Origin of the sequence: Mycobacterium sp. TY814, from assembly GCF_030755175.1 — a bacterium.
In the GTDB taxonomy this organism is placed as follows: Bacteria; Actinomycetota; Actinomycetes; order Mycobacteriales; family Mycobacteriaceae; genus Mycobacterium.
Window position 1 is genome coordinate 175803 of the sequence record NZ_JAUFRY010000005.1, and the last position, 23053, is coordinate 198855.

General features: G+C 67.7%; 2 protein-coding genes. Both read right to left on the reverse strand.

The genetic code is table 11. From position 1 onward, the window contains the following. Positions 1-29 precede the first annotated feature (29 nt). On the reverse strand, positions 30-1742 hold the full coding sequence (locus QXH22_RS28825) for an ABC transporter ATP-binding protein (protein ID WP_306277696.1): 1713 nt from the start codon (positions 1740-1742) through the stop codon (positions 30-32). Beyond that, positions 1736-23053 (reverse strand): non-ribosomal peptide synthase/polyketide synthase, encoded by a 21318-nt coding sequence (locus QXH22_RS28830; RefSeq protein WP_306277697.1) that lies wholly within the window; start codon positions 23051-23053, stop codon positions 1736-1738. Before QXH22_RS28830 ends, QXH22_RS28825 begins: the two co-directional genes overlap by 7 nt.

Consider the following 23053-nt stretch of genomic DNA (forward strand, 5'->3'; position numbering starts at 1 on the left):
CACTGTAAACTAATTAATGACGCACGACACTAGTGCCGCACGAGTTCGTGTTCGACCAGTTCGCGGTAGACGGGCGTGCACATCAGTTCGGCATGTGTTCCGGTGGCCTGGATGCGGCCCTGTTGCAGAACGAGGATCTGCCCGGCGTTGGTGACGGTGGAAAGGCGGTGGGCTACCACGAGAATGCTGCGCCGGCCGCGCGCATGCAGCAGATTGGCCATGATGTCGTATTCATTGGCGCGGTCGAGATGCGAGGTCGGTTCGTCCATCAGGATGAGCTCAGAACGCGAGAGTAATGCCCTGGCCAGGGCCAGTCGCTGACGTTGCCCACCGGACAGGCTGCGGCCGCGTTCCAGCACCGGGGTGTCGAGTTGTTCTGGCAGACCGGCGATTTCGTCGGCGATGCTCGCCTGCCGCAGCACCCGCCACAGGTCTTCGTCGGCGGCCCCGGGGTCGGCGATGAGCAGGTTGTCGCGAATGGTGCCGTGCAGAACCGGCGCATCCTGCTCCAGGAGACCGAGCCGGCCGCGCAGGTCGCGCAGCGGCATGGTGCGGATGTCCTCGCCTTCCCACCGGACCGTCCCGGCGTCCGGGTCGTGAAAGCGGCACAGCAGCGCAAGGATCGTCGATTTTCCGGCGCCGGAAGGACCGACCAGCGCCGTGATCTCATCTCGTCGCAGGGTGAAGGAAACATCGTCGAGCACGCTTGCGCCCGGGCCGTAGGAGAACGAGACGTGGTCGAATTCGACCAGCGGAGCCGCGGCGCGATCCGGCCGCGTTGTGGCAGCGGCACTCTCGGACGGTGCCGGCGGGTCGCCTTCGGGCAGATCGCGCAGGGTGGCGACGAGATGTTGGTAAGCACCCGCCGCCGTGCGGAAGGTGGCGAGGGCGGCGAAGCCGGCCGTGATGGGAAAGACCGCGTACATGGCGAAGGCGAACAGGCTGACGAAGTGACCCACGGACAGCCCGCCGCCGGCCACCCGGCGTCCGTCGATGACCATGATCGTCAGAAAGGAAGCGGTGACACCCAACCGGATTGCCAAGATGTTGATGGCGGTGGACGATGCCACCCGAACGCCGGCCCGGTAGGCGGCCGCGGCGCTGAGGCCGATGAAGTTCACTTCGCGGTCTTCGGCGCCGAAGAGCTTGACGGTGCGGGCCGCGCCCAGCACCCGGTCCAGCCCGGCCGTGTAGTCACCAAGCGCCACTTGGCGGTTCAATGAGTCACGCTGAATCCGGGACAGAAACGGGCTGCCCGCACCGAACGCGACCGTCATGATCCCGACCACCACACACAAGGTGAGCGCATCGATCGAGAGCATCAGGACGCTCGCGCCCAGCAGCGTCAGGATTCCGAATGCGATGTCGCCCACGGCGCGTGGCATGTCACGTAGCTGGCCGGCGTCGCTGGCGCCGCGGGCCAGCAACTCACCGGTGCGGCCGCGGTCGAGCAGGCCGATCGGCAGGCGCACCACGTGATCGGTGAATTCGGCGCGCAAACGCAGCACGATCTTTTCGCCGGTGCGGTCCAGCCGGAAGTGCCCCAGGCCTTCCAGCGCGAGCTGGCACACCAGGATCACCAGCACCGTCAGCGCGGCGGGCACGTTCAAGGCGCCCGCCGTCACGTTGTCTACGAGCCGGCCCACCAGCAACGGTTGCCAGAGGATCAGGGCCGTCGCGGCGCACAGCAGCGTCATGCTCATCGTTATCGAGACCCAGTGCGGCCGTAGCAGAGTCAGCATGGCGATGCCTCCGGGCCGAGCAATCCGAGTACCTGGAGGTCGGTCGCGTATTTGACGATGACCGGCGGGGAGATGTGCGGAATGTCCGGGTTGTTCTTGTCGGGACCGATCTTGGCTTCCCGTACTGCGGCGCGGAATCGATCGGTCGGCGCGTATGACCCGGACGTCGGTCCGAGCGGCCTGATCGTGCCCGGATCACCCGTCGGCAGCATCGGCAGCACGGAATGCCGGCGCAGCTTGTCCGGCAGCGCATGCAGCCGCGCCTCGAATTGCCGCAGCCACTCCCGGAAGTCGGTGATCCGCCGCAGCGGGTACCCGGCCTCGACAAGCCAGTCCACATATTCGTCGAGTCCGATGCCGTCGTCGTGCGGATTCATCACGTGGTAGGTCTGGAAACCGCCTGCACCGGAGTCGACGATCAGCGCACCGAGGGTCGTGATCGCTTCGGCTACGAATGTGACCGGCAGTCCGTCGAAGTGGGCGCGCTGCCGGTTGCCGTCGGGGTCGGTCGGGTAGAACGATGCCGGCGCGATGCCGGTCGATACCAGGCTCAGCACCATCCGGCTGAACGTGTCCGACAGGTTGAGCTGGCCCGTATACGTGGTGTCCGCCAGGATCATGCCGCAGCGGAATACCGCGACCGGAAGCCCACAGAGGTCGTTGGCTTCGCGCAACAGCACCTCGGCGGCCCACTTGCTGTTGCCGTAGCCGTTGGCCGGTTCGGCGGAAATGGTGCGGCTGGGGCTGACGGCCCGGATATCGGCGTCTTCGGTGAATTCTGTTGGTTCGACCTGTCTGCCCACGTCGGCGGTGGACACATAGGCGAAGGCCTTGAGCTTGGTCGTGACCGCCAGCCTGATGAGTTCTGCGGTACCAATAACATTCGGCCCGAACAGCTCCCGGTAGGGCAGTGCGCCGTTGACCACCGCCGCCGAATCCACGATGAGGTCAACGGTGTCCGCCAGGCGCTGCCAGACGTGCCGGTCCAGTCCGAAGTCGACCTCGGACTTGTCTGCGGCGATGACCTCCAGATGGTCGGCCGCCAACTCTTGGTAGAACCGCAGCAGGTGGGGATCCCCGCTGTCGAAGACCTCGTCCAACCGCCGTCGCGCGTCCTGGTCGGATTCACCGCGCACCAGGCAGATCAGTTTGCCGTCTTTGAGCTCCAGCTGCTGCAGCCACTCCAAAACCAGGTAACGCCCGACGAAACCGGTCGCGCCGGTCAGCAGGACGGTCCGCACCTCGGCGCTCGGACCGGGCAGGGCCGGCGCCGCATTCAGGGTGGACGCGTCGATGAACTTGTCCAGAGTCAAATCGCGCGCGTATACCTTGGTGACGGCCTGACCGTGTACGGCCGCGTAGCGCGGATCGGCTGTGGCGCCGTCGCCTACCAGCCGGCTCAACCCTTCGACCGTGGGCGTATCGAACAGGCTGCGCACCGCGAGCTCGACGTTGAGGGCGTTGTTGATCGCCGCGATCACCCGCATCGCGGAGATGCTGTCCCCGCCCAGGTCGAAGAACGATTCGTCGACGCCGACCCGTTGCAGGCCGAGTACTTCGGCGTAGCAGCGCGCCAGGATCTCCTCCAGCGGGGTGACGGGGGCGCGGTAACGGGCGGTGTCGTGGTAGCTCGGCGCCGGGAGTGCCCGAGTGTCGAGCTTCCCGTTCACCGTCAACGGAATTTCATCGACAGCCAGTACAGCGGCGGGAACCAGGTACGACGGCAGTCGGCCGGCCAGATCGGCGCGGGCGCGCGCCGGATCCGCCGTTCCGGTCAGGTACGCCACCAGGCGCCTGTCGCCGGGCCGGTCTTCGCGGACGGTCACCGCCGCGCATGCGACGCCCTCAAGAGCAGCCAGCGCCGCCTGGACTTCGCCGAGTTCGATGCGGTAACCACGGATCTTGACCTGCTCGTCGGCGCGCCCGACATAACGCAACTGCCCCTGGGCGTCCCAGAAGGCGAGGTCTCCGGTGCGGTACATCCGGGTTCCGTTGCCGCCGAAGGGGCATGCCACAAACCGCGACGCGCTCAGGTCCGGCCGGCGCCAATATCCCACGGCGACTCCCTGTCCGGCGATGTAGAGCTCCCCCACCACGCCGGCGGGCACCGGACGCAACCGTTCGTCCAGCACGAACAGCGCCGCTCCCGGCACGGGCGTGCCGATCGGTGGCGCGCCCGCTCGCAGCGGGGCGCTCCTCGCCGCGTCGACCGTGGTCTCGGTCGGGCCATAGGCGTTGATCATCAACCTTCCGGGCGCCCAACGATCCACCACCGCGGGCGGGCAGGCTTCGCCACCGACAACCAGCGCCATGTTCTCCAGGCCCTCCGGCGAAAGCATCTGGGCCGCAGACGGACTCAGATCGAGGACGCTGACACGTTCGGAAGCCAGCACAGTGTGGAAGTCAGCCGGTGATGCCATCACGTCCTCGGGGACCACCACCAAGCGGGCGCCGCGCAGCAATGCACCCCAGATCTCCCATACCGACACGTCGAAGGCATAGGAGTGACATTGCGCCCAGACCCCGCCACGGGGTAACGCCTCGTCCAGTGAGGCTGCCAGTTGCACGACGTTGTGATGAGTGACGGCAACGCCTTTGGGTATCCCGGTGGTGCCCGAGGTGTAGATGACATACGCGATGTCCTGCGCCGAGGGTGCGGGCAGGGCGGTGCCGGGATAGGCGGCGGTGCCCGGATCTTCGACGTCGAGGACCCTCAGGTCGTAGGCCTCGAGCCGGCCGGCATGCGCTTTGGTGACGGCGGCGATCGGGTCGGCGTCCTTGATCATGAACTCAACCCGCGCCTCGGGCAGCGAGGGATCGATCGGCAGATACGCGGCGCCGGTTTTGAGCACCGCCGCTATCGCCACGATCGCTTCACTGCAGCGGGCGAAGAGCAGTGCCACACAGGTGCCCGGCGCTGCGCCGTGTTCGGCGAGCCGGTGTGCCAATCGATTTGAGGCTTCATCGAGTTCTTCATAGGTCATCGACCGCCCGTTGCAGGTCACCGCTTCGGCGGTCGGCGTGCGTGCGACCTGGGCGGCCAGGGCTGCCGGGATTGACATCGTCGCGACGACGGGCTGGCCTGACGCGGGGTGGTTTCCCCACGCGCTGAGCCGGATCCGCTCCGCGGCGTCGAGCAGAGATATCGACGACAGCCGCGCGGCGGGCGCGGCGGTCATGACCTCGAGAACCCGCTGCAGCCGCTGGACGAGCACTTCGATGCCAGCCGGGTCGAACACATCGGTACGGAATTCCACCGATCCGCCGATCCCCGCCGGTTCGGTTCCGCCGGTGAATCGCTCGGCAAGAGAGAACGCCAGATCCATTCGGGCAGTGTGTGTTTCGATCGAAAGGGGCTCAGCCTGCAGGTCTCCGAGGGCAGCGGACGGCAGCACATTGTTCTGCCAGGCCATCAGCACCTGAATCAGCGGGTGATGGGTCAGCGATCTGGCGGGGTTGAGCCGCTCCACCAGCAGCTCGAAGGGCACGTCCTGGTGGTCGTAGGCGGCCAGGCTGCGCTCGCGAACCTGGCTCAGCAGCTCGCCGATTGTCGGGTCGCCGTCAAGGTCAACCCGCAACACCAGGGTGTTGACGAAGCATCCCACCACGTCGTCGAGCGCCGGGTCACTGCGGCCGGCGATCGGAAACCCGATCGCCACATCGGAACTCGCGCTGAGCTTGGCCAGCAACACCGCCAGGGCCGCCTGCACCACCATGAACCCCGTTGCGTTGTGCATGCGGGCGAGATCGCGCACCCGCCGGTGCAGTGGCGCCGGCCAGTCCACCGCCACACTGGCGCCCCGGTAATCAGCAACCGCCGGGTAGGGCCGATCGGTGGGCAACTGAATCCGCTCCGGCAGGCCGGCCAGCGAACGCTCCCAGAATCTGAGCTGCTCGGCCAGCCTGCTTGCGGGGTCCGCCGGGTCGCCGAGGCAGTGTTGTTGCCACAGGGTGTAATCGGCGTACTGCACCGGCAGCTCCGCCCACTGCGGCGGCTGCTGCGCACAGCGGGCCGCGTAGGCCAGCCCGAGGTCGCGAGCCATCGGCGCCACCGACCAGCCGTCCCCCGCGATATGGTGCACCACGATCGTGAGCACGTGCTCGTCCGGTGCTACCGCGAAAAGCTGTGCCCTGATCGGTATCTCGGTGGTGAGGTCGAAAGCGTGCCGTCCCGCCGCTTCGATGGCCCCGGCAAGCTGCCGGGCCGACCATGCCGTCGCATCGACGGTGCGCCAGGCCAGGTCGGCCTTGTCCACCGGCACGATTACCTGCCGCGGTACACCATCAGACGTCGCGAACACCGTGCGCAGGCTCTCCTGCCGGGCGAGCACGTCCACGAACGCCGCGCCCAACGCGTCCGTGTCCAGCTTTCCATGCAGCCGCAATGCCAGGGGGATGTTGTATACCGCTGAGGGACCATGGAATTGGTGCAGGAACCACAACCGGTTCTGGGCAAAAGACACGGGAATCTCCGCGGGTCGCTCGACCGCAACCAGCGGCTCCCGCCCGGCGCCAGCCGAACCGACGCGCGCGGCCAACTGGGCGACGGTCGGCGACTCGAACACCGCCCGCACGGTCAGCCCGGCATCGAGGGCGGCGTTGACCGCAGCGACCAGACGCATCGCCGACAGCGAATCCCCGCCCAGATCGAAGAACGACTCCTCCACGCCGATCTGCGGCAGTCCCAGTACCTGAGCATGAATGCCGGCCAGGATCTCCTCGAGCGGATTGCCGGGGGGACGAGAAACACCGGCGCCGTAGCCGGGTGCCGGCAGGGCACGTGGGTCGAGTTTGCCGTTGACCGTCAACGGCAACGCCTCGACCACCACGAGCGCGGCCGGCACCAGGTAGGCCGGCAACTGCTGACTCAGCGCGAACCGGACCGCGGCCACGTCGACCACACCGCGGGTCGACTCGGTGATGTAACCGACCAGCCGTTTGTCACCGGGACGGTCCTCGCGGACGATGACCGCCGCCTGCCCGATTCCGTCGAGGCCGGCCAAGGCCGCGCGGATCTCCCCCAATTCGATGCGGTAGCCACGGATTTTCACCTGCTGATCCGCCCGCCCGGCATACACCAGCTGGCCGTCAGCGCCCCACGACGCCAGGTCGCCGGTGCGGTACATGCGTGTTCCCGGCGCTCCGGCGCCGGCGAACGGGCACGCGAGGAAACGCGAAGCCGTCAGCCCGGGCCGTCCCACATACCCGAGCCCCAGCCCCGCGCCGGCCACATAGAGTTCGCCCACCACTCCCGCGGGGACCGGGCGCAGCCAACCGTCGAGCACGAAGAAGCCGAGATGCTGCAGCGGGCCGCCGATTGGGCTGCCGGTGCCGCAGAGATCCTCGGCCACGATCTCCCGGATGGAGGCGTGCACCGTCGTCTCGGTGATGCCGTACAGGTTGAGCAGGCGCGGGGAATCTTGGTTGCCGTCCAGCCATGCGCCAAGCCGCTGCGGTTCCAGCGCTTCGCCACCGAACACCACTGTGTGCAGGTGCGACCGAAGTCCCGGGTGCAGCGCGTCGGCGGTGTGCAGTGCGTAGAACGCCGAGGGGGTTTGGCTCAACACGCTGACCTGTTCGGCAATCAGCACGGCATGCAGGTCTTCCGGTGAACGGACGACGGGGTCGGGCACCACCACCAGCCGCCCGCCGCTGAGCAGCGCGCCGAAAATCTCCCAGACCGAAAAGTCGAATGCCAGCGAATGACACTGCGACCACACCCCCTGCGGCGGCACGCAGTCGCGCAACGACGTCAGCATCGTGACCACGCTGCGATGCGGTATGGCAACGCCTTTGGGAACACCGGTAGTACCGGAGGTGTAGATGAGGTAGGCGATGTCGTCGGATGACGGCGACGGTGCCGGCAAGAAGGCGCGTGTATGTTCGCCGGATTGTTCGTGGGGGGCGTCGACATCGATCACGACACCGGCGAAATCCTCGAGCCGCCCCGCCAGTCCCTGCGACGTGATCGCGGCCGCCGGTGCAGCGTCGGTGAGCATGAACCCGACCCTCGACTGCGGCAGGGCCGGATCGATCGCCAGATACGCCGCGCCGGTTCTGAGCACCGCGAGAATCGCCGCGATCGCCGGGACCGATCTCGAAAGCAATAGAGCCACAACCGTTCCAGGACCGATGCCGTGTCCGGCCAACAGCTGCGCCAATCGACTCGCGGCGTCATCCAGTTCGCGATAGGTCAACGACTCGCCCTCGGCGCACACCGCCACCGCCTCGGGACTACGCGCCACCTGGCCGGCCCACAACGCCGGAATCGACGCTGTCTCGAACGCCGGTTGGCTCAACACCGCCCGGTTGCCCCACTCGGCGAGCCGGGCGTGCTCATCGCCGTCGAGGGCGTCGATCGCAATCAACGGGCGCGTCGGGTCGGCCGTCATCGCCGCCACCAGGCGGTGGAACCGCCCGATCAGCGTGTCGATATCCCGGGCTCCGAACACGTCGGTGTCGTATTGCACGCGCAGACTCAGCGCGGAGCCCGGCACCATCTGAATTGTCAACGGGTAGTGGGTGACATCGCGGCTGACGCTCTGCGTGATGCGCAACTCGTGGGCACCGGCCAGCGCTGCGGTGTTGAGCGGGTAATTCTGGTACACGAAAAGCGTGTCGAACAATGCGTTTTGGCCGGTGATGCGATGGATTTCACTGAGCGCCAGGTGCTGATGCTCGAGGGTGTCGTTGTGGGCGCGTTGCAGCCGATCGACGAGCTCCACGGTGGTGCAGGCCGGGCTGACGGTGGCGCGCACCGGCACCGTGTTGATCAACAACCCCACCATGCTCTCCGCGCCGGCCAACTCGGATGGCCTTCCGGAGACCGTGGTGCCGAACACGACATCGGTGCTGCCGGTCAGCCACGTCAGCAGCTGCGCCCACGCGCCCTGCAGCACGATGTTGACGGTGGTATGGCAGGACCGCGCCAAATCGCCCACCGCCCGGGTTATTTCGGTAGGCAGCGTGAACGCCGCATCACCCCGGGGCCCCGACTGCAATCGACTTCGGGACGCGACCAGTGTCGGGACCTCGAACCCGGCCAGCTGCTCCTGCCACGCCGCGCGGGCAGCGGGGACGTCCCGATCGGCCAACCAGGTCACAAACCGGCGATAGGACACCGGCGGGGCCAGCGGCTGTCCGTGGTAGCCGGCGAAGATCTCGCGCATCAGGATCGGCAACGACCAGCCGTCGAGCACGATGTGGTGGTTCGTCAGGACGAAGCGGTGTTCCTGCTCACCGGTACGGATCAACACCGCCCGGAAACAGGACGAATTCGCCAGATCGCACACGGCTGCGCGTTCGGCGGCACAGAACTGCTCGATCTGCCCGGTCTCGAGTTCCACGTACTGCCAGGGCACCTGCGGATCGGCAGGGATGATCTGCACCGGTTCGTCGAAATTCTCGCTGAATCGGGCGCACAGGTGGGGATGCCGCACCACCACCGCCTGCACCGCAGCACGAAGACGCTCCGGATCGAGGGGGCCGGTGACGGTGAAGGCCAGTTGCACCGCGTAGACATCGTCCTGCGCCGCTCCGGTGTGAAAGAGCAACCCCCGCTGGAGTGGAGTCAGCGGCAACACATCGGCTACGCGGTAATGCCGCTCCAGCTCGTCGATCTGGCGCCGGCTCAACCGGGCCGGGGCGATGTCCGACGGTGTCAGCCCGCCGCCACCGGCCCGGACATGCGCGCAGATGCCGGCGAGGGCGTCCAGCCACAGCTCGCTCAGCCGGTTGACCTGCGCCTCATCCAATGCCGACGGCGCCCACGTCCAGTCGGCCTGCAGCTGCGGGCCGACCACGGTCTCGAGGGTGCCGGCGTTGACCTGCACCGTGTGGGTCAGCGGTATGGAGACGGCGTGCACCGGCACACCGCGCCGCTCCGGCCGCCACCCGGCTGCCGGCAACTGGTTCGACGAAACCCCCTGACGGCCAATGTAGTTGAACAAGATGGCCGGGTCGGGGCCGACGAGGTCGACATCGTCGTTCAGATAACGCAGCACACCGAAGGTCAGCGGATGCGGCAGGGCCCGCAGCTGTTCCTTGGCGTCCTTGATCACCGCGCCCAGGGCGGCGTCGCCGCGGATCACCTGCGCCCAGTCGAGCGCGTCCAGCACCAGTGCGACCGGATACTTGGCGGTGAACCACCCGACGGTGCGGGACAGGTCGACATCCGTGGCGATGTCCTCGTGGCGCCCGTGTCCCTCGACGTCGAGACCGACCGCGGTGCCCGCGGTACCGGAGAATTGAGCCCACGCCAGACCGAATGCGATCAACAGGATGTCTTGTACGCCGGCATGAAACGCTGCCGGCACCGCTCCAAGCAGCATGCGGGTGTGCTCGGCATCCAGCGACACCGACAGGCGACCGGCGGTGGCAACGGTGTCCACGTCCGGTCGGGCCGGCGGCAACGCCGCTGGAACGGCGAGTACCCGCCGCCAGGTGTCCGCCTGGCCGACCACATCGGGTCGTCTCGCGTACTCACCCAGCAGGTGAGCCCACCGCCGGAACGACGTCGACTCCGCCGGCAACTCCACCCGCCGCCCGCTGCGGTGCTGAGTCCACGCGGTAATGAGGTCGCCCAGCAGGATTCGCCACGACACGCCGTCCACGGCGAGGTGGTGAATGATCAACACCAGCCGGCCCGCGCCGGCGACCCACAGGGCACTCACCATCGTGCCCGTGGCCGGCTGCAACCGCGAGCGCGCCGCGATCAGCGCCTCATCGGACCAATCGTCCACCGCCTCAAGACAACTCGATGCATCCACCGAACCTGGTTCGGAAACCGTCGGCGACCACTGCCCGGAAACCTCGTCGACCCGCAGCCGCAGCATAGGGTGCCGGTCCAGTAAGGCCTGTAGCACCACAGCGATGTCGTCCCGGGTGGCACCATCGGGAGCCTGTAACACCATCGCCTGACTGAACTGGTCGATGCAGCCGCCAAGGCCGCGCCACCACCACATGATCGGGGTGGCGGGAACCGGTCCGGTTCCGTCGTCCGCCGCGCCGCCGGCACCGTCGGCGATCGTGGCCACCCGGGCCACCCCCGCCACCGTCTGCTCGACGAAGATGTCGCGCGGCTTGCAGATCACCCCAACGGCGCGGGCCTGCGCCACCACCTGCATCGACAGGATGCTGTCCCCACCCAGCTCGAAGAACGATTCGTCCGCCCCGACCCGCGCCAATCCCAGCACCTGCGCGTAGATGCCGGCCAGCACCTCTTCGATCGCGCCGGCCGGGGCCCGGTAGCGCTGCGTATCGTGGTATTCCGGCTCCGGCAGGGACTTTCGGTCCAGCTTGCCGGAGGACGTGAGTGGGAACTCGTCGAGCACCACGATGTGCGCCGGCACCATGTAGCCGGGCAGTTGTGCGCCCAGCTGCTGGCGCACCGTACTGATGGTGGCGCTGGTGTGCGGTTCGTTGGCGTGGGCGGCGCCATGACGAATCCCGTTGGATGGCAGGTACACATCGGTCAGCGGTGCTGCGTCAGTCAGGAACACGGCGTCCACGGTGCCGGGTTGCGCACCCCAGGTGACCGCGACGCGGTATCCGGCGTCGGCTCCCAGGCGGTGCAGCTGTTCGGGGCTGACGCATTCGGCGGGAACCTGGATGTCCCCCGGCGACATCCCGGCGACGAGGGCCTGCTCGGAAAGGACGTCGGCGATCAGTCCGGCGCGCGGGATGCCGTTGACGCGCACTGCGGTTGGGCGCTCGGACCGCAGCCGGGCGCGTAGCTGCGTGTGGCCACTCCACGACCACACGGGCGCGTCCCGCAGTGACCGCACCGGTGCCGGCGACTTGTGGACGACGACGTCGTAGCGGTACCGGTGGAGTTCGTTGTCCGCCGAGCCGCGTTTGACTTGGATATCCAGCCCGGCCACCGAGGTCCGCTCCGCCGCCCAGGCAGTGAAGAACTCTGGTGCCAAGAGCAATTCGGATTCACTCGTGAAGGCACGGCGGACCCGTCTGCGGATCTCCTCGGTATCGGAGATGGGTTGGGCGAGCGCAACCGAGGTGTAGAACGCGTTCTGCAGCGTGTGGTTGCGGACGTCGCCGATGAACAACGCGCCGCCCGGTGCCAGTAAGTCCATGGCGTTCTCGATGACCTGCGACAGGTATCCCACGTTGGGGAAGTACTGGACGATCGAGTTGAGGATGATGGTGTCGAAGTGGTTGTGCGGCAACCCCGCCCGCACATGGGCCGGCTGGGCCAGCAGGCGGACGCGGTCACGCCACGGGATCTGGTACAGCGAATCCGCCAGGTTGCCGATCGCGACCTCGGACATGTCGGTGGCGACGTACTCCGCACAGTGCGGAGCGATCGGCGCCAACAGCAGTCCCGAGCCCGCACCGATCTCCAGCACGTGGCGCGGCCGCAGGGCCAGAATCCGGGCCACGGTGGCCGAACGCCACTCCTGCATCTGGTCGACGGGGATGGGGGCGCCGGTGTAGCTGCTGTTCCAGCCCCGGAAGTCCATGCCGAACTCGGCCGCACCGTCCGCGGGACTGTACAGGTCGTCGTAAAGGTGTTGCCACTGTTCGACGATGTCCGCCTCGCGCGCAGGATCCCGTTCGGCTGCGATGTCGTGCGCCAGGGTGATGTAGGCGACAAGGTGGCTGCCTCCGGACACGTTGTCGTGCACGGTGACGACAGCCTGGTCGACGTGCGGCAAGCCCAGCAGGGCAGCCTGTATCTCACCGAGTTCGATGCGGTAGCCGCGGAGCTTGACCTGTTCGTCCGCACGTCCGGCGTAGCGCAGTTGACCGTCACGCCCCCACGAAACCAGGTCCCCGGTGCGGTACATGCGTTCGCCGGGACGCCCGAATGGGCACGCCACAAACCGCGACGCGGTCAATGGCGCCCGGCGCCAATACCCCAGTCCCACCGCGCTGCCGGCCACATACAACTCCCCCACCACTCCCGGGGGCGCCGGTCGTAACCAGTTGTCCAGCACGAAGAAGCCGAGATGACTCAGGGGCACCCCGATCGGGCTGCAGTCGGCGTCGACATCGGCGGCGACGATCTCCCGCAGCGAGGCGTGCACGGTGGTCTCGGTCGTGCCGTACAGGTTCAGCAGGCGCGGAGAATCCGGGTGGCTGCGCAGCCATGCCTGAAGACGTCGGGGCTCCAGAGCTTCCCCGGCGAAGAGCACCGTTTCGAGTTGCAGCCGCCGACCGGATGGCGTGGACAGTCCGTCAGCGGTCTGCAGCGCGTAGAAGGCCGACGGCGTCTGGCTCAGCACGGTGACCCGCTCGGCGACCAACAGCGCGTGGAATTCTTCGGGCGCCCGTGTCATCGACTCCGGCACCACCACCAGACGGCCACCCGAGAGCAAGGCACCGAACATCTCGCACACCGAGACGTCGAAGGCAAGCGAATGCCACTGCGACCACACCTGGCCCTCGACGTTCGCGGCGACCGATCCGAGTAGCTCCGTGACGTTGTGGTGCGTCACAGCAACACCTTTCGGGACACCGGTGGTTCCCGAGGTGTAGATGAGATAGGCGATGTCGTCCGGCGTCGGCACGGGCTGCGGGTTTTGCCACCGGGCGCCGGGCGCCGGACAGTCGTTGATATCGAGGACGGGCACGTCGTGTCCGGCGATCCGGTCCGCCAGTGCTGCGGTGGTCAGCGCGGCGACCGGTTCGGCATCCCCGAGCATGAACGCGATCCGGGCCGCCGGCAGCGACGGGTCGATCGGCAGATAGGCCGCGCCGGTCTTGAGCACTCCGATGATCGCCGTGACGGCCTGAAACGAACGCGGAAAAAGCAGGGCCACATACGTTCCCGGTCCGGCACCGTGACCGGCGAGCAGCTGCGCGACCCGACTGGCGGCGTCGTCGACTTCTCGATAGGTCATCGAGTCACCCTGGAAACGCAGCGCCACCGCATCCGGCCGGCAGCCCACCTGTTCCGCCCACAAGCCGGTGATCGTGACCGTCGCCGGCGCTGAGCGACTCAGCACCTCGCGGTTACCCCATCGGGCGAGCCGGGCCTGCTGACCGGCATCGAGGACGTCGACCGATGACAACCGGCGGCCCGGCTCGGCGCTCATCGAAACCGACAAACGTTCGAAGCCCCGGATCAGTTCGTCGATGTCGTCGGTGTCGAACACGTCGGTGTCGAATTCGACCCGGAGTCCCAGTTCGGACCCCGGCAGGGCTTGGATCGTCAGCGGATAGTGGTTGTAGTCGTGCCGCGACATCTCCGAAATGGCCAACCCGGTTGTCAGCGCGGCGGCATCGATCGGAAAGTTCTGATACACGAACAGCGTGTCAAAGAGGATGTCGTGTCCGGTGATTCGGTGGATGTCGCTGAGCGCCAGATGCTGGTGATCGAGAGTGTCGTTGTGCGCACTGTGCAGCTGGGCGAGCAGATCCGCGGTGGTGGTACCTGCCGCGATGGTCGCGCGCACCGGCACCGTGTTGATGAACAGTCCCACCATCGAATCCGCGCCGGGCAGCTCGGCCGGCCGCCCCGAGACGGTGGCGCCGAACGCGACATCACGCTGCCCGGTCAGGCGCATCAACAGCTGCGAGAAGACAGCCTGCAGAACGATATTGACGGTGGTATGGCTAGCCCGCGCCGTGTCGTGCAGGGCCTGCGTGGTCGCCGCGGAGAGCCGCACCAAGGTCGCGCGCCGGGGCCCCAGACCCGAGCGGCCCGGCGGGCCGACCAGCGTCGGCGCACCGAACCCGTCCATCACCTTGCCCCAGGCTGCCTGGGCGGCCAGTCGGTCCCGGCCGGCCAGCCAGGTCACGAAGTTGCGGTACGCACCGACCGCGGGCAGTCGCTGACCGTGGTACGCGGCGAAGATCTCCCGCAACAGGATCGGCATGGACCAGCCGTCGACGACAATGTGGTGATTGGTCAGCACAAACCGGTGCTGGTCTGCACCGGTCCGGATCAACATGGCCCGGAACGCCGGCGGATTGGTCAGATCGCACACGGCGGCACGCTCCTCGGCGCACAGCTGCTCGACCTGGTCGGCGGACTCGACCGCCCGGTACTGCCATGGCAACACGGGGTCGGCGGGGATGACCTGCACCGGCTCGTGCTCGTCGAAACGTGCCGCCAACTGTGGGTGCCGGGTGACGACGGTCTGCACCGCATCGCGCAGCCGCTCCGGCTCAAGCGCACCGGCCACCGCGAAATCCAGTTGCACCGCGTAGAAATCGCCGCCGGTGGTGCTGGCGTGGAACAACAGCCCTTGCTGCATCGGGGTCAGCGGCAGCACATCGGCGACGGCCCCGCGCTGTTGCAATTCGTCGATCTGCTGCTGGTCCAACCGGGCGGGCAGGATGTCCGACGGAGTCAGTCCGCCCCCGCCGTCCCGCACATGCGCGCAGACGGCGGCCAGCGCGTCAAACCACAAGCCGCTCAGCTGTTTCACCTGAGCTTCGTCGAGGGCTGACGGTGCCCACATCCAGTTCGCGTGCAGCTGTGGGCCTGCTGCGGTGTCGACCGTGACGGCGTTGACCTCCACGGTGTGGGGCAACGTCATCGGCAGTCCGGCGTTGCTGTCGGCCGGCCGCGGGCCGAGACACCACCCGTGGGCGACGGACTGCGCGGAGGCGCCCAGCCGGCCGAGGTAGTTGAAACCGATGGCCGGCTCCGGGCCGGAAAGCCCGGCATCAGGGTCGAGGTGGCGCAGCCGACCGTATGTCAGCGGATGGGGCAGGCTGCGCAGTTGTTCTTTGACGGACTTGACGACGGTTCCCAGAGCCGCACCACCGGCCGTCATTTGCTGCCAGTCGACGGCGTTCACCGTCATGGCCACCGGGTATCTGGTGGTGAACCAACCGACCGTGCGTGACAGGTCCACCGCCGGCGCGATGTCGTCATGGCGGCCGTGCCCCTCGACGCCGACGACGATCGGCCTACCGTGTGCTCCGAGGTACTCGGCCCACGCCACTGCGAACGCGATCAGCAGAATGTCCTGCACGCCTACGTGAAACGCCGCGGGGACGGCGCCCAGCAGCAGCCGGGTGGTCTCGGTGTCCATCGACACCGAGAGGTGGCCGGCGGTGCACAGCGTGTCCGCGCCGGGGCGCACGCGCGGCAGCACGGCGGGAACGGCCAGCAGTTGCCGCCAGGCGTCGGCGGTCTCTGCGACCGAGTCGTCCCGGGCGTGCTCGTGCAGCAGCGCCGCCCACCGCGCAAACGAGGTGCCCCCGGGAAGCAGTGCCACTTCACGTCCGGCCCGCCGCTGGCCCCATGCGGTGTTGAGGTCTTCCAGCAGGATTCGCCATGACACGCCGTCGACGGCCAGGTGGTGGATGACCAGCGCCAACTGGCCGACCGCGGCGCACCACAGGCCGGACAGCACCCGGCCGTCCGCGGGATTCAGTCGAGATCTGGCTTCCGCCAATGCCTTCGGCGTCAGCTCGGCCACCGGCTGCAGGCAGCTGCCGGCGGTCACCGATCCCGGCCCGGGCACCTGCCACTCCTGCCCGTGGCCCTGCAGCCGGAGCATGGCGTGCCGGTCGAGCAGGGCCTGTAGCAGTGCCTCGACGTCGGCTGCGGTGACGCCGGCCGGTGCCTGAAACACCATCGTCTGGTTGAACTGATCCGCCGAACTGCCCTGGTCGACCAACCAGCGCATGATCGGAGTGAGCAGCACCGGTCCGATACCCTCATCGACGACATCGGCTGCCGGATCGACGAAACCGGCGACCCGTGCGACACCGGACACGGTCTGCTCGACGAAAAGATCCCGCGGTGTGCACAGCACGCCGGCCGACCGCGCCCGTGACACCACCTGCATCGCCAGGATGCTGTCACCGCCCAGATCGAAGAACGGGTCTTCGGCGCCGACGCGATCGAGCCCGAGGACTTCTGCGTAGATGACGGCCAGGATCTCCTCGACGGCGCCGTCCGGCGCCCGGTAGCGGTCGGCCTGCTGATATTCCGGCGCCGGCAGGGCGCGGGTGTCGAGTTTTCCGTTGACCGTGAGCGGCAACGCATTCAACGGCACCAGGGCGGCGGGCACCATGTAGGACGGCAAGCGCTGCGACAGTGCGTCATGGACCCGCGCCAGGTCGGGCGACCCGGTGAGGTAGCCCACCAGGCGTTTGTCCCCGGGGCGATCCTCGCGCACTACCACCACCGCCTGATCGACACCGTCGATGGCGGCGAGCTGGACCTGCACTTCGCCCAATTCGATGCGGTAGCCGCGGATCTTGACCTGCTCGTCGGCGCGACCGAGGTAATCGAGCTGTCCGTCGCGCCGCCAGCGGACGAGGTCGCCGGTGCGATACATCCGCGCCCCCGGTGCGCCGAAGGGGCACGCCACGAACCGGGCGGCGGTCAGCCCGGCCCGACGCCAGTACCCGGCGCCGACTCCCCGACCCGCGACGTAGAGCTCGCCGACCACGCCGGCAGGCACCGGACGCAGCCATTTGTCCAGCACGAACAGCGTTGCGCCGGACACCGGCGACCCGATCGGCGTGGGACCCGAATTCGGCCGAAGCGGCGCGCTCATCGCCGCATAGACCGTGGTCTCGGTGGGACCGTAGGCGTTGATGACGACCCGGCCAGGCGCCCATCGGTCCACGAGCTCGGGCGGGCACGCCTCGCCGCCCACCACCAATGCGGTCGATTCGAGCCCGGCAATGTCCAGCGTGCCCACCGCGGAGGGGGTTTGGGTGAGCACATCGATGCGCTCGGCCCTGAGCAGGTGGTGAAAGTCGGCGGGCGAGGCGGCCACGTCCTCGGGCACGATCACCAACCGTCCACCGTGCAGCAGCGTGCCCCAGATCTCCCATACCGAGACGTCGAAGGAGTACGAATGCCACTGTGTGGCGGCGAAGCTGATCGGCGCAGCGTCATTGTGCCCGCTGAAGAAACCTGTCACCCGCAGCAGTTGCGTGACGTTGTGATGGCTGATCGCAACGCCTTTGGGCACTCCGGTGGTGCCCGAGGTATAGATCAGGTAGGCCAGATGGTCGGGAGCCGGCATCGGTCGCGGCGTGACCGGACAGGCGTGGATGTCCGGGGCGGCACCATCGATGACGGGCACACCGTGCACCTCGAGCCGATCGACCAGATCGCCGGTGGTCAGCACCGCCACCGGCGCGGCGTCGGTAAGCATGAAATTGATCCGCGCCGGCGGCAACGCCGGGTCGATCGGCAGGTACGCGGCACCGGCTTTGAGCACTGCCAGCATCGCGACAATGGCGTCGGCCGAGCGGCAGAACACCAACGCCACCACCGCCCCCGGATGAGCACCGCACCGGGAAAGCCTGTGCGCCAATCGATTCGATGCCCTGTCGAGTTCGCGGTAGGTCCATGAGCGCTGCCCGCACGTCACCGCCACGGCCGCGGGGGTACGCGCCACCTGCGCTGCCCACGCCTCCGGGATCGACATGGCGGGCGGCGCCGGCTGGGTGAGCACCGCGCGGTTTCCCCAGCGGTTCAATTGGGCCTGCTCGCCGGCTGCGACCAGGTTTACCGACGACAACGGTCGCTTCGGGTAGGTCGTGGCCGCGGTCACGACGGCCTCGAACCATCCGACGAGCGCCTTGATGCTGTCGGCATCGAACACGTCGGTGCGGAACTGGACTGTGCCGCCGATTCCGGTCAGCTCACCGTCGTCGGTGAACCGCTCGGCCAGCGAGAACATCAAATCCATTCGAGCGGTGTGGGTGTCGACCGGAACCGGCGTCAGATCGAGACCGCCCAGAGCGAGGTTGAGGTCGATGTTGTTCTGCCAGGCCAGGATGACCTGGATGAGAGGGTGATGAGTCAGTGAGCGGACCGGATTGAGGCGTTCGACGAGCACCTCGAACGGCACGTCCTGGTGTTCGTAGGCGGCCAGGCTGCGCTCGCGCACCTGGGCGAGCAGATCAGCGAAAGTCGGATTGCCGCAGAGGTCGACCCGCAGCACCAGGGTATTGACAAAGAATCCCACCATGGGGTCCAGGGCCGGATCACCGCGACCCGCGACCGGAAACCCTACCGCCACATCGCGACTGCCGCTGAGTTTGGACAGCAGCACGGCCAACGCGGCCTGAACCACCATGAAACTGGTCGCACCGTGGGCTCCGGCGACATCGCGAACCCGCCGCGCCAGCGGAGCAGGCCATTCCAGGACCACCTGGCCCCCGCGTTGTTCGGCCACCAGCGGATAAGGCCGGTCCGTGGGCAACTCCAGCCGCGGCGCCAGGCCCGACAGTGCCTCCTCCCAGTACCGCAGCTGCCCCGCCAGCAGGCTGACCGGATCGGCCAGATCACCGAGCGTCTCGCGCTGCCAGAGCGTGTAATCGGCGTACTGGAATGGCAGCTCGGCCCACCCCGGAGCCCGGCCGGCGCAGCGTGCCGCATAGGCCACACTCAGGTCCGCGGCCAGGACGCCGATCGACCAGCCGTCGCCGGCGATGTGGTGCACCACCACCACCAGGATGTGTTCCTGATCTGACAGCGTGAAAAGCATTGCACGTATTGGGATTTCGGTCGCCAGGTCGAAGTGGTGGCGTGCCGTCGCAGCGACTGCCGCGGTGAGCCGGTCCGCCGGCCACGCGGCCGCATCAACGACTTGCCAGCCGAAATCCGCCTGCCGCGGCGCAACGATCGTCTGACCGGGCACTCCCTGGATCGAGGTGATCACCGTGCGGAGACTCTCGTGGCGGCCTACCACGTCGCTCATCGCCATGCCCAGCGCATCGACGTCCAGCGGCCCCCGCAACCGCAAGGCGGCAGGGATGTTGTAAACCGCGGACGGCCCCTGGAATTGATCGATGATCCACAGCCGGTTCTGGGCGAACGACAACGGAATTGCGGCGGGCCGCGGTACAGCGGCGAGCGGGCTCAAGCGGTTGCCGCCCACGCCGATCCGCGGAGCCAACTGGGCAATCGAGGGCGCGTCGAAAAGAGTGCGGACCGCCAGGCCGGCGTCCAGGGCGCTGTTGATCGCCGCGACCACTCGCATGGCCAACAGCGAATCGCCGCCCAGGTCGAAGAACGACTCGTCGACACCGACCCGCTCGAGGCCGAGTACATGGGCGTAGATGCCGGCGACGATCTCTTCGATGGGCGTGGCCGGAGCCCGGTAGTGGTCGTCGTCGGTGTACGTCGGCGCCGGTAGTGCCTTGGTGTCGAGTTTGCCGTTGATGGTCAGCGGCAGCGTCTTCAGAGCGATCACCGCGGCCGGCACCATGTAGGACGGCAGGCGCTCCGCCACGGCCGCGCGTACCCGCAGCGGATCCAAACCCCCAGCAGCCGACTCGGTGACGTAAGCCACCAGACGTTTGTCGCCGGGGCGGTCCTCCCGGACCGTCACCACGGCCTGCTCCACGCCGTCGACCTCGGCCAACGCCGCGGTGATCTCACCACACTCGATGCGGTAACCCCGGATCTTGACCTGCTCGTCAGCACGCCCGACATACACCAGCCGGCCATCAGTACCCCACCGCACGAGATCCCCGGTGCGGTACATACGTATTCCTGGCGCTCCCACGCCAGCGAACGGACACGCCACGAATCGCGAACCCGTCAATCCCGGCCGACCCACATATCCGACGCCGACGCCGTGCCCGGCGACGTACAACTCACCCGCCACCCCGACCGCCACGGGACGCAGCCACCGATCCAGCACAAACAAGGCAATGTCGGGCAACGGCACCCCGATCGGGCTGGTGATGGCGTCGGTGTCGGGTTCGGCGATCTCGCACACCGAGACGTGCACGGTCGTCTCGGTGATCCCGTAGAGGTTCAGCAGCCGCGGCAGTTCCGGGTGGTGGTGCGACCATGTGGCCAGACGCTGGGGCTGCAGCGCCTCCCCGCCGAACACCACAGCCTGCAACGCGAGCCGCTGTCCGGGATCGCGGTGCAGCCCGTCGACGGCCGCCAGGGCATAAAACGCCGAAGGGGTTTGGCTGAGGACGCTGACCTGTTCGGCGACCAGCAGAGCGTGCAAGTCGCCGGGAGAGCGCACCACGTCGTCGGGCACGACCACGAGCCGCCCCCCGTGCAGCAGTGCACCCCAAATCTCCCATACCGAGAAGTCGAAAACCAGCGAGTGGCACTGCGTCCACGCCGGCCCCGGCGCCAGTTCCAGATAGGCGTCCAGCGGAACCATCAGCCGGGTGACGTTGTGATGCGTGATGGCAACACCTTTGGGAACCCCGGTGGTGCCCGAGGTGTAGATCAAGTAGGCGATGTCCCCGGGAGCCGGCCCGGACCAATGCGTGGGTGACCGCGGTTGCAGGTCATCGAAATCCAGGTCGCTCAGATCGATCGTCGGCAGTTCACGTCTGCTCAGCATGGCGGCGAGGCCGGTGCTGGTGACGGCTGCGCAGGGTGCAGCGTCGTCAAGCATGAATTCCAGCCGCGCGCGGGGCAGCCCGGGATCCAGCGGCAGGTAGGCGGCGCCAATTTTGAGTACCGCCAGGATCGCCATCACGGCGTCGGCCGAACGTTCCGTCAGCAGCGCCACGACCGCGCCCGGCCCCGCCCCACATTCGGATAGCAAGTGCGCCAGGCCGTTCGAGGCCTCGTCGACCTCGCGATAGGTCCACGACCGGCCACGGTAGGTGATCGCGACGGCCCCGGGTGTGCGAGCGACCTGGGCGGCCCACGCCGCTGGAATCGACTGCGCGTGCAGCAGCGGCCGGGTCAGTGTCGCCTGGTTCCCCCAGTTGGCCAACCGGGCATGCTCGCCGTCGGCCAACAGGTCCAGCGTCGACAAGCGCCGGCCCGGGTGGGTGGTGACGGCCGCCAGCACGGTTTGCAGCCGTGCGATCAGCGACTCGATCGTGGTCGCCTCGAACACATCGGTGCGGTACTCCACGCATCCTCCGATGCCGTCGAGTTCGCCACTCTCCGCGACCCGGTCGATCAGGGAGAACGCCAGATCCATTCGGGCGGTGTGGGTGTCGACCGGTATCGGGGTGATCTGCAGCTCACCCGCGACGAGACCGACGGTAGGGTCGTTGTTCTGCCAGTTCAGAATCACCTGGATCAACGGGTGATGGGTTCGCGAGCGCGGCGGGTTGAGCCGATCGACCAGCACCTCGAACGGCACGTCTTGGTGCTCGTAGGCGGCCAAACTGCGCTTTCGCACCTGGGCGAGCAACTCCGCGAACGTCGGGTCGCCGTCCAGATTGACCCGCAGCACCAGGGTGTTGACGAAGAAGCCGACCAGGGCGTCGAGCGCGGGGTCGCCGCGGCCGGCGATCGGAAATCCCACCGCCACATCGGAACTGGAGCTCAGTTGGGATAGCAGCACGGCGAGGGCCGCCTGCACGACCATGAAGCTGGTGGCGTTGTGCTCGCGGGCGAGCTCGTGTATCTGCTGCTGCAACAGGGCCGGCCAGTCCACGCGGACCTGCTCGCCCCGGTGGTCCGCGACAGGCGGATAGGGCCGGTCGGTGGGTAGTTCCAGCCGCTGCGGCATCCCCGCCAGGGCCTCTTCCCAGTAGGCCACTTGAGCGGCCAGCGGGCTCTCCCGATCGGTCAGATCACCGAGATTGTCCCGCTGCCACAAGGTGTAATCGATGTACTGGACCGGCAATTCGGTCCACTCAGGGATCTGCCCGGCGCACCGCCTGAGGTACGCCGCGATCAGGTCGCCGGCCAGCACACTGATCGACCAGCCGTCCCCGGCGATGTGGTGGACCACCACTACCACTACGTGGTCCTGCTCGTTGAGCCGGAAAAGTCTTGCCCACAGCGGTATTCCACTGGAAAGACTGAATGGGTGACGTGCCGTCTCCCTGATGGCGTCATCCAGCCGCTCGGCCGGCCAGCCAGTCGCGTCCACCACCTGCCAGCCGAAGTCGGCGCGCGCGGCCGGGATCACGACCTGTCGGGGTATGCCGTCGACAGCGGGAAAAACCGTGCGCAGGGCTTCGTGGCGGCGAACCACATCGGTCAGACCGATGCCCAGCGCCCGTTCGTCGAGTTGTCCGCGCAGCCGCAACGCGACGGCCCTGTTGTATACCGGTGACGCGCCCTGCAACTGGTCGATGAACCACAATCGACTCTGCGCATACGACAGGGGCACCACGGCGGGCCGCGCAACGGCACGCAAGGGTTTGAGTCGTCCCGAATCGCCCGCGATGCGCGACGCCAGTTGAGCTATCGTCGGCGCGTCGAACAGCGCACCCACCCGCAGATCGGCGTTCAGGGCGGCGTTGATGGCGACGATGACCCGCATCGCCGACAGCGAATCACCGCCGAGATCGAAGAACGACTCGTCGACACCCACCCGCTCCACGCCCAGCACCTGGGCAAAGATGTCGGTCAGAACCTGCTCGACCCGGGGTCCGTCGGAGTCGTTGCGCTGTAGTTCGCCCTCAAGTGTTGTCAT

Bases quoted from the DNA above. Each gene is read 5' to 3' on its own strand.
- QXH22_RS28825 (WP_306277696.1), bottom strand. From the start codon at position 1,742: ATGCTGACTCTGCTACGGCCGCACTGGGTCTCGATAACGATGAGCATG.
- QXH22_RS28830 (WP_306277697.1), bottom strand. From the start codon at position 23,053: ATGACAACACTTGAGGGCGAACTACAGCGCAACGACTCCGACGGACCC.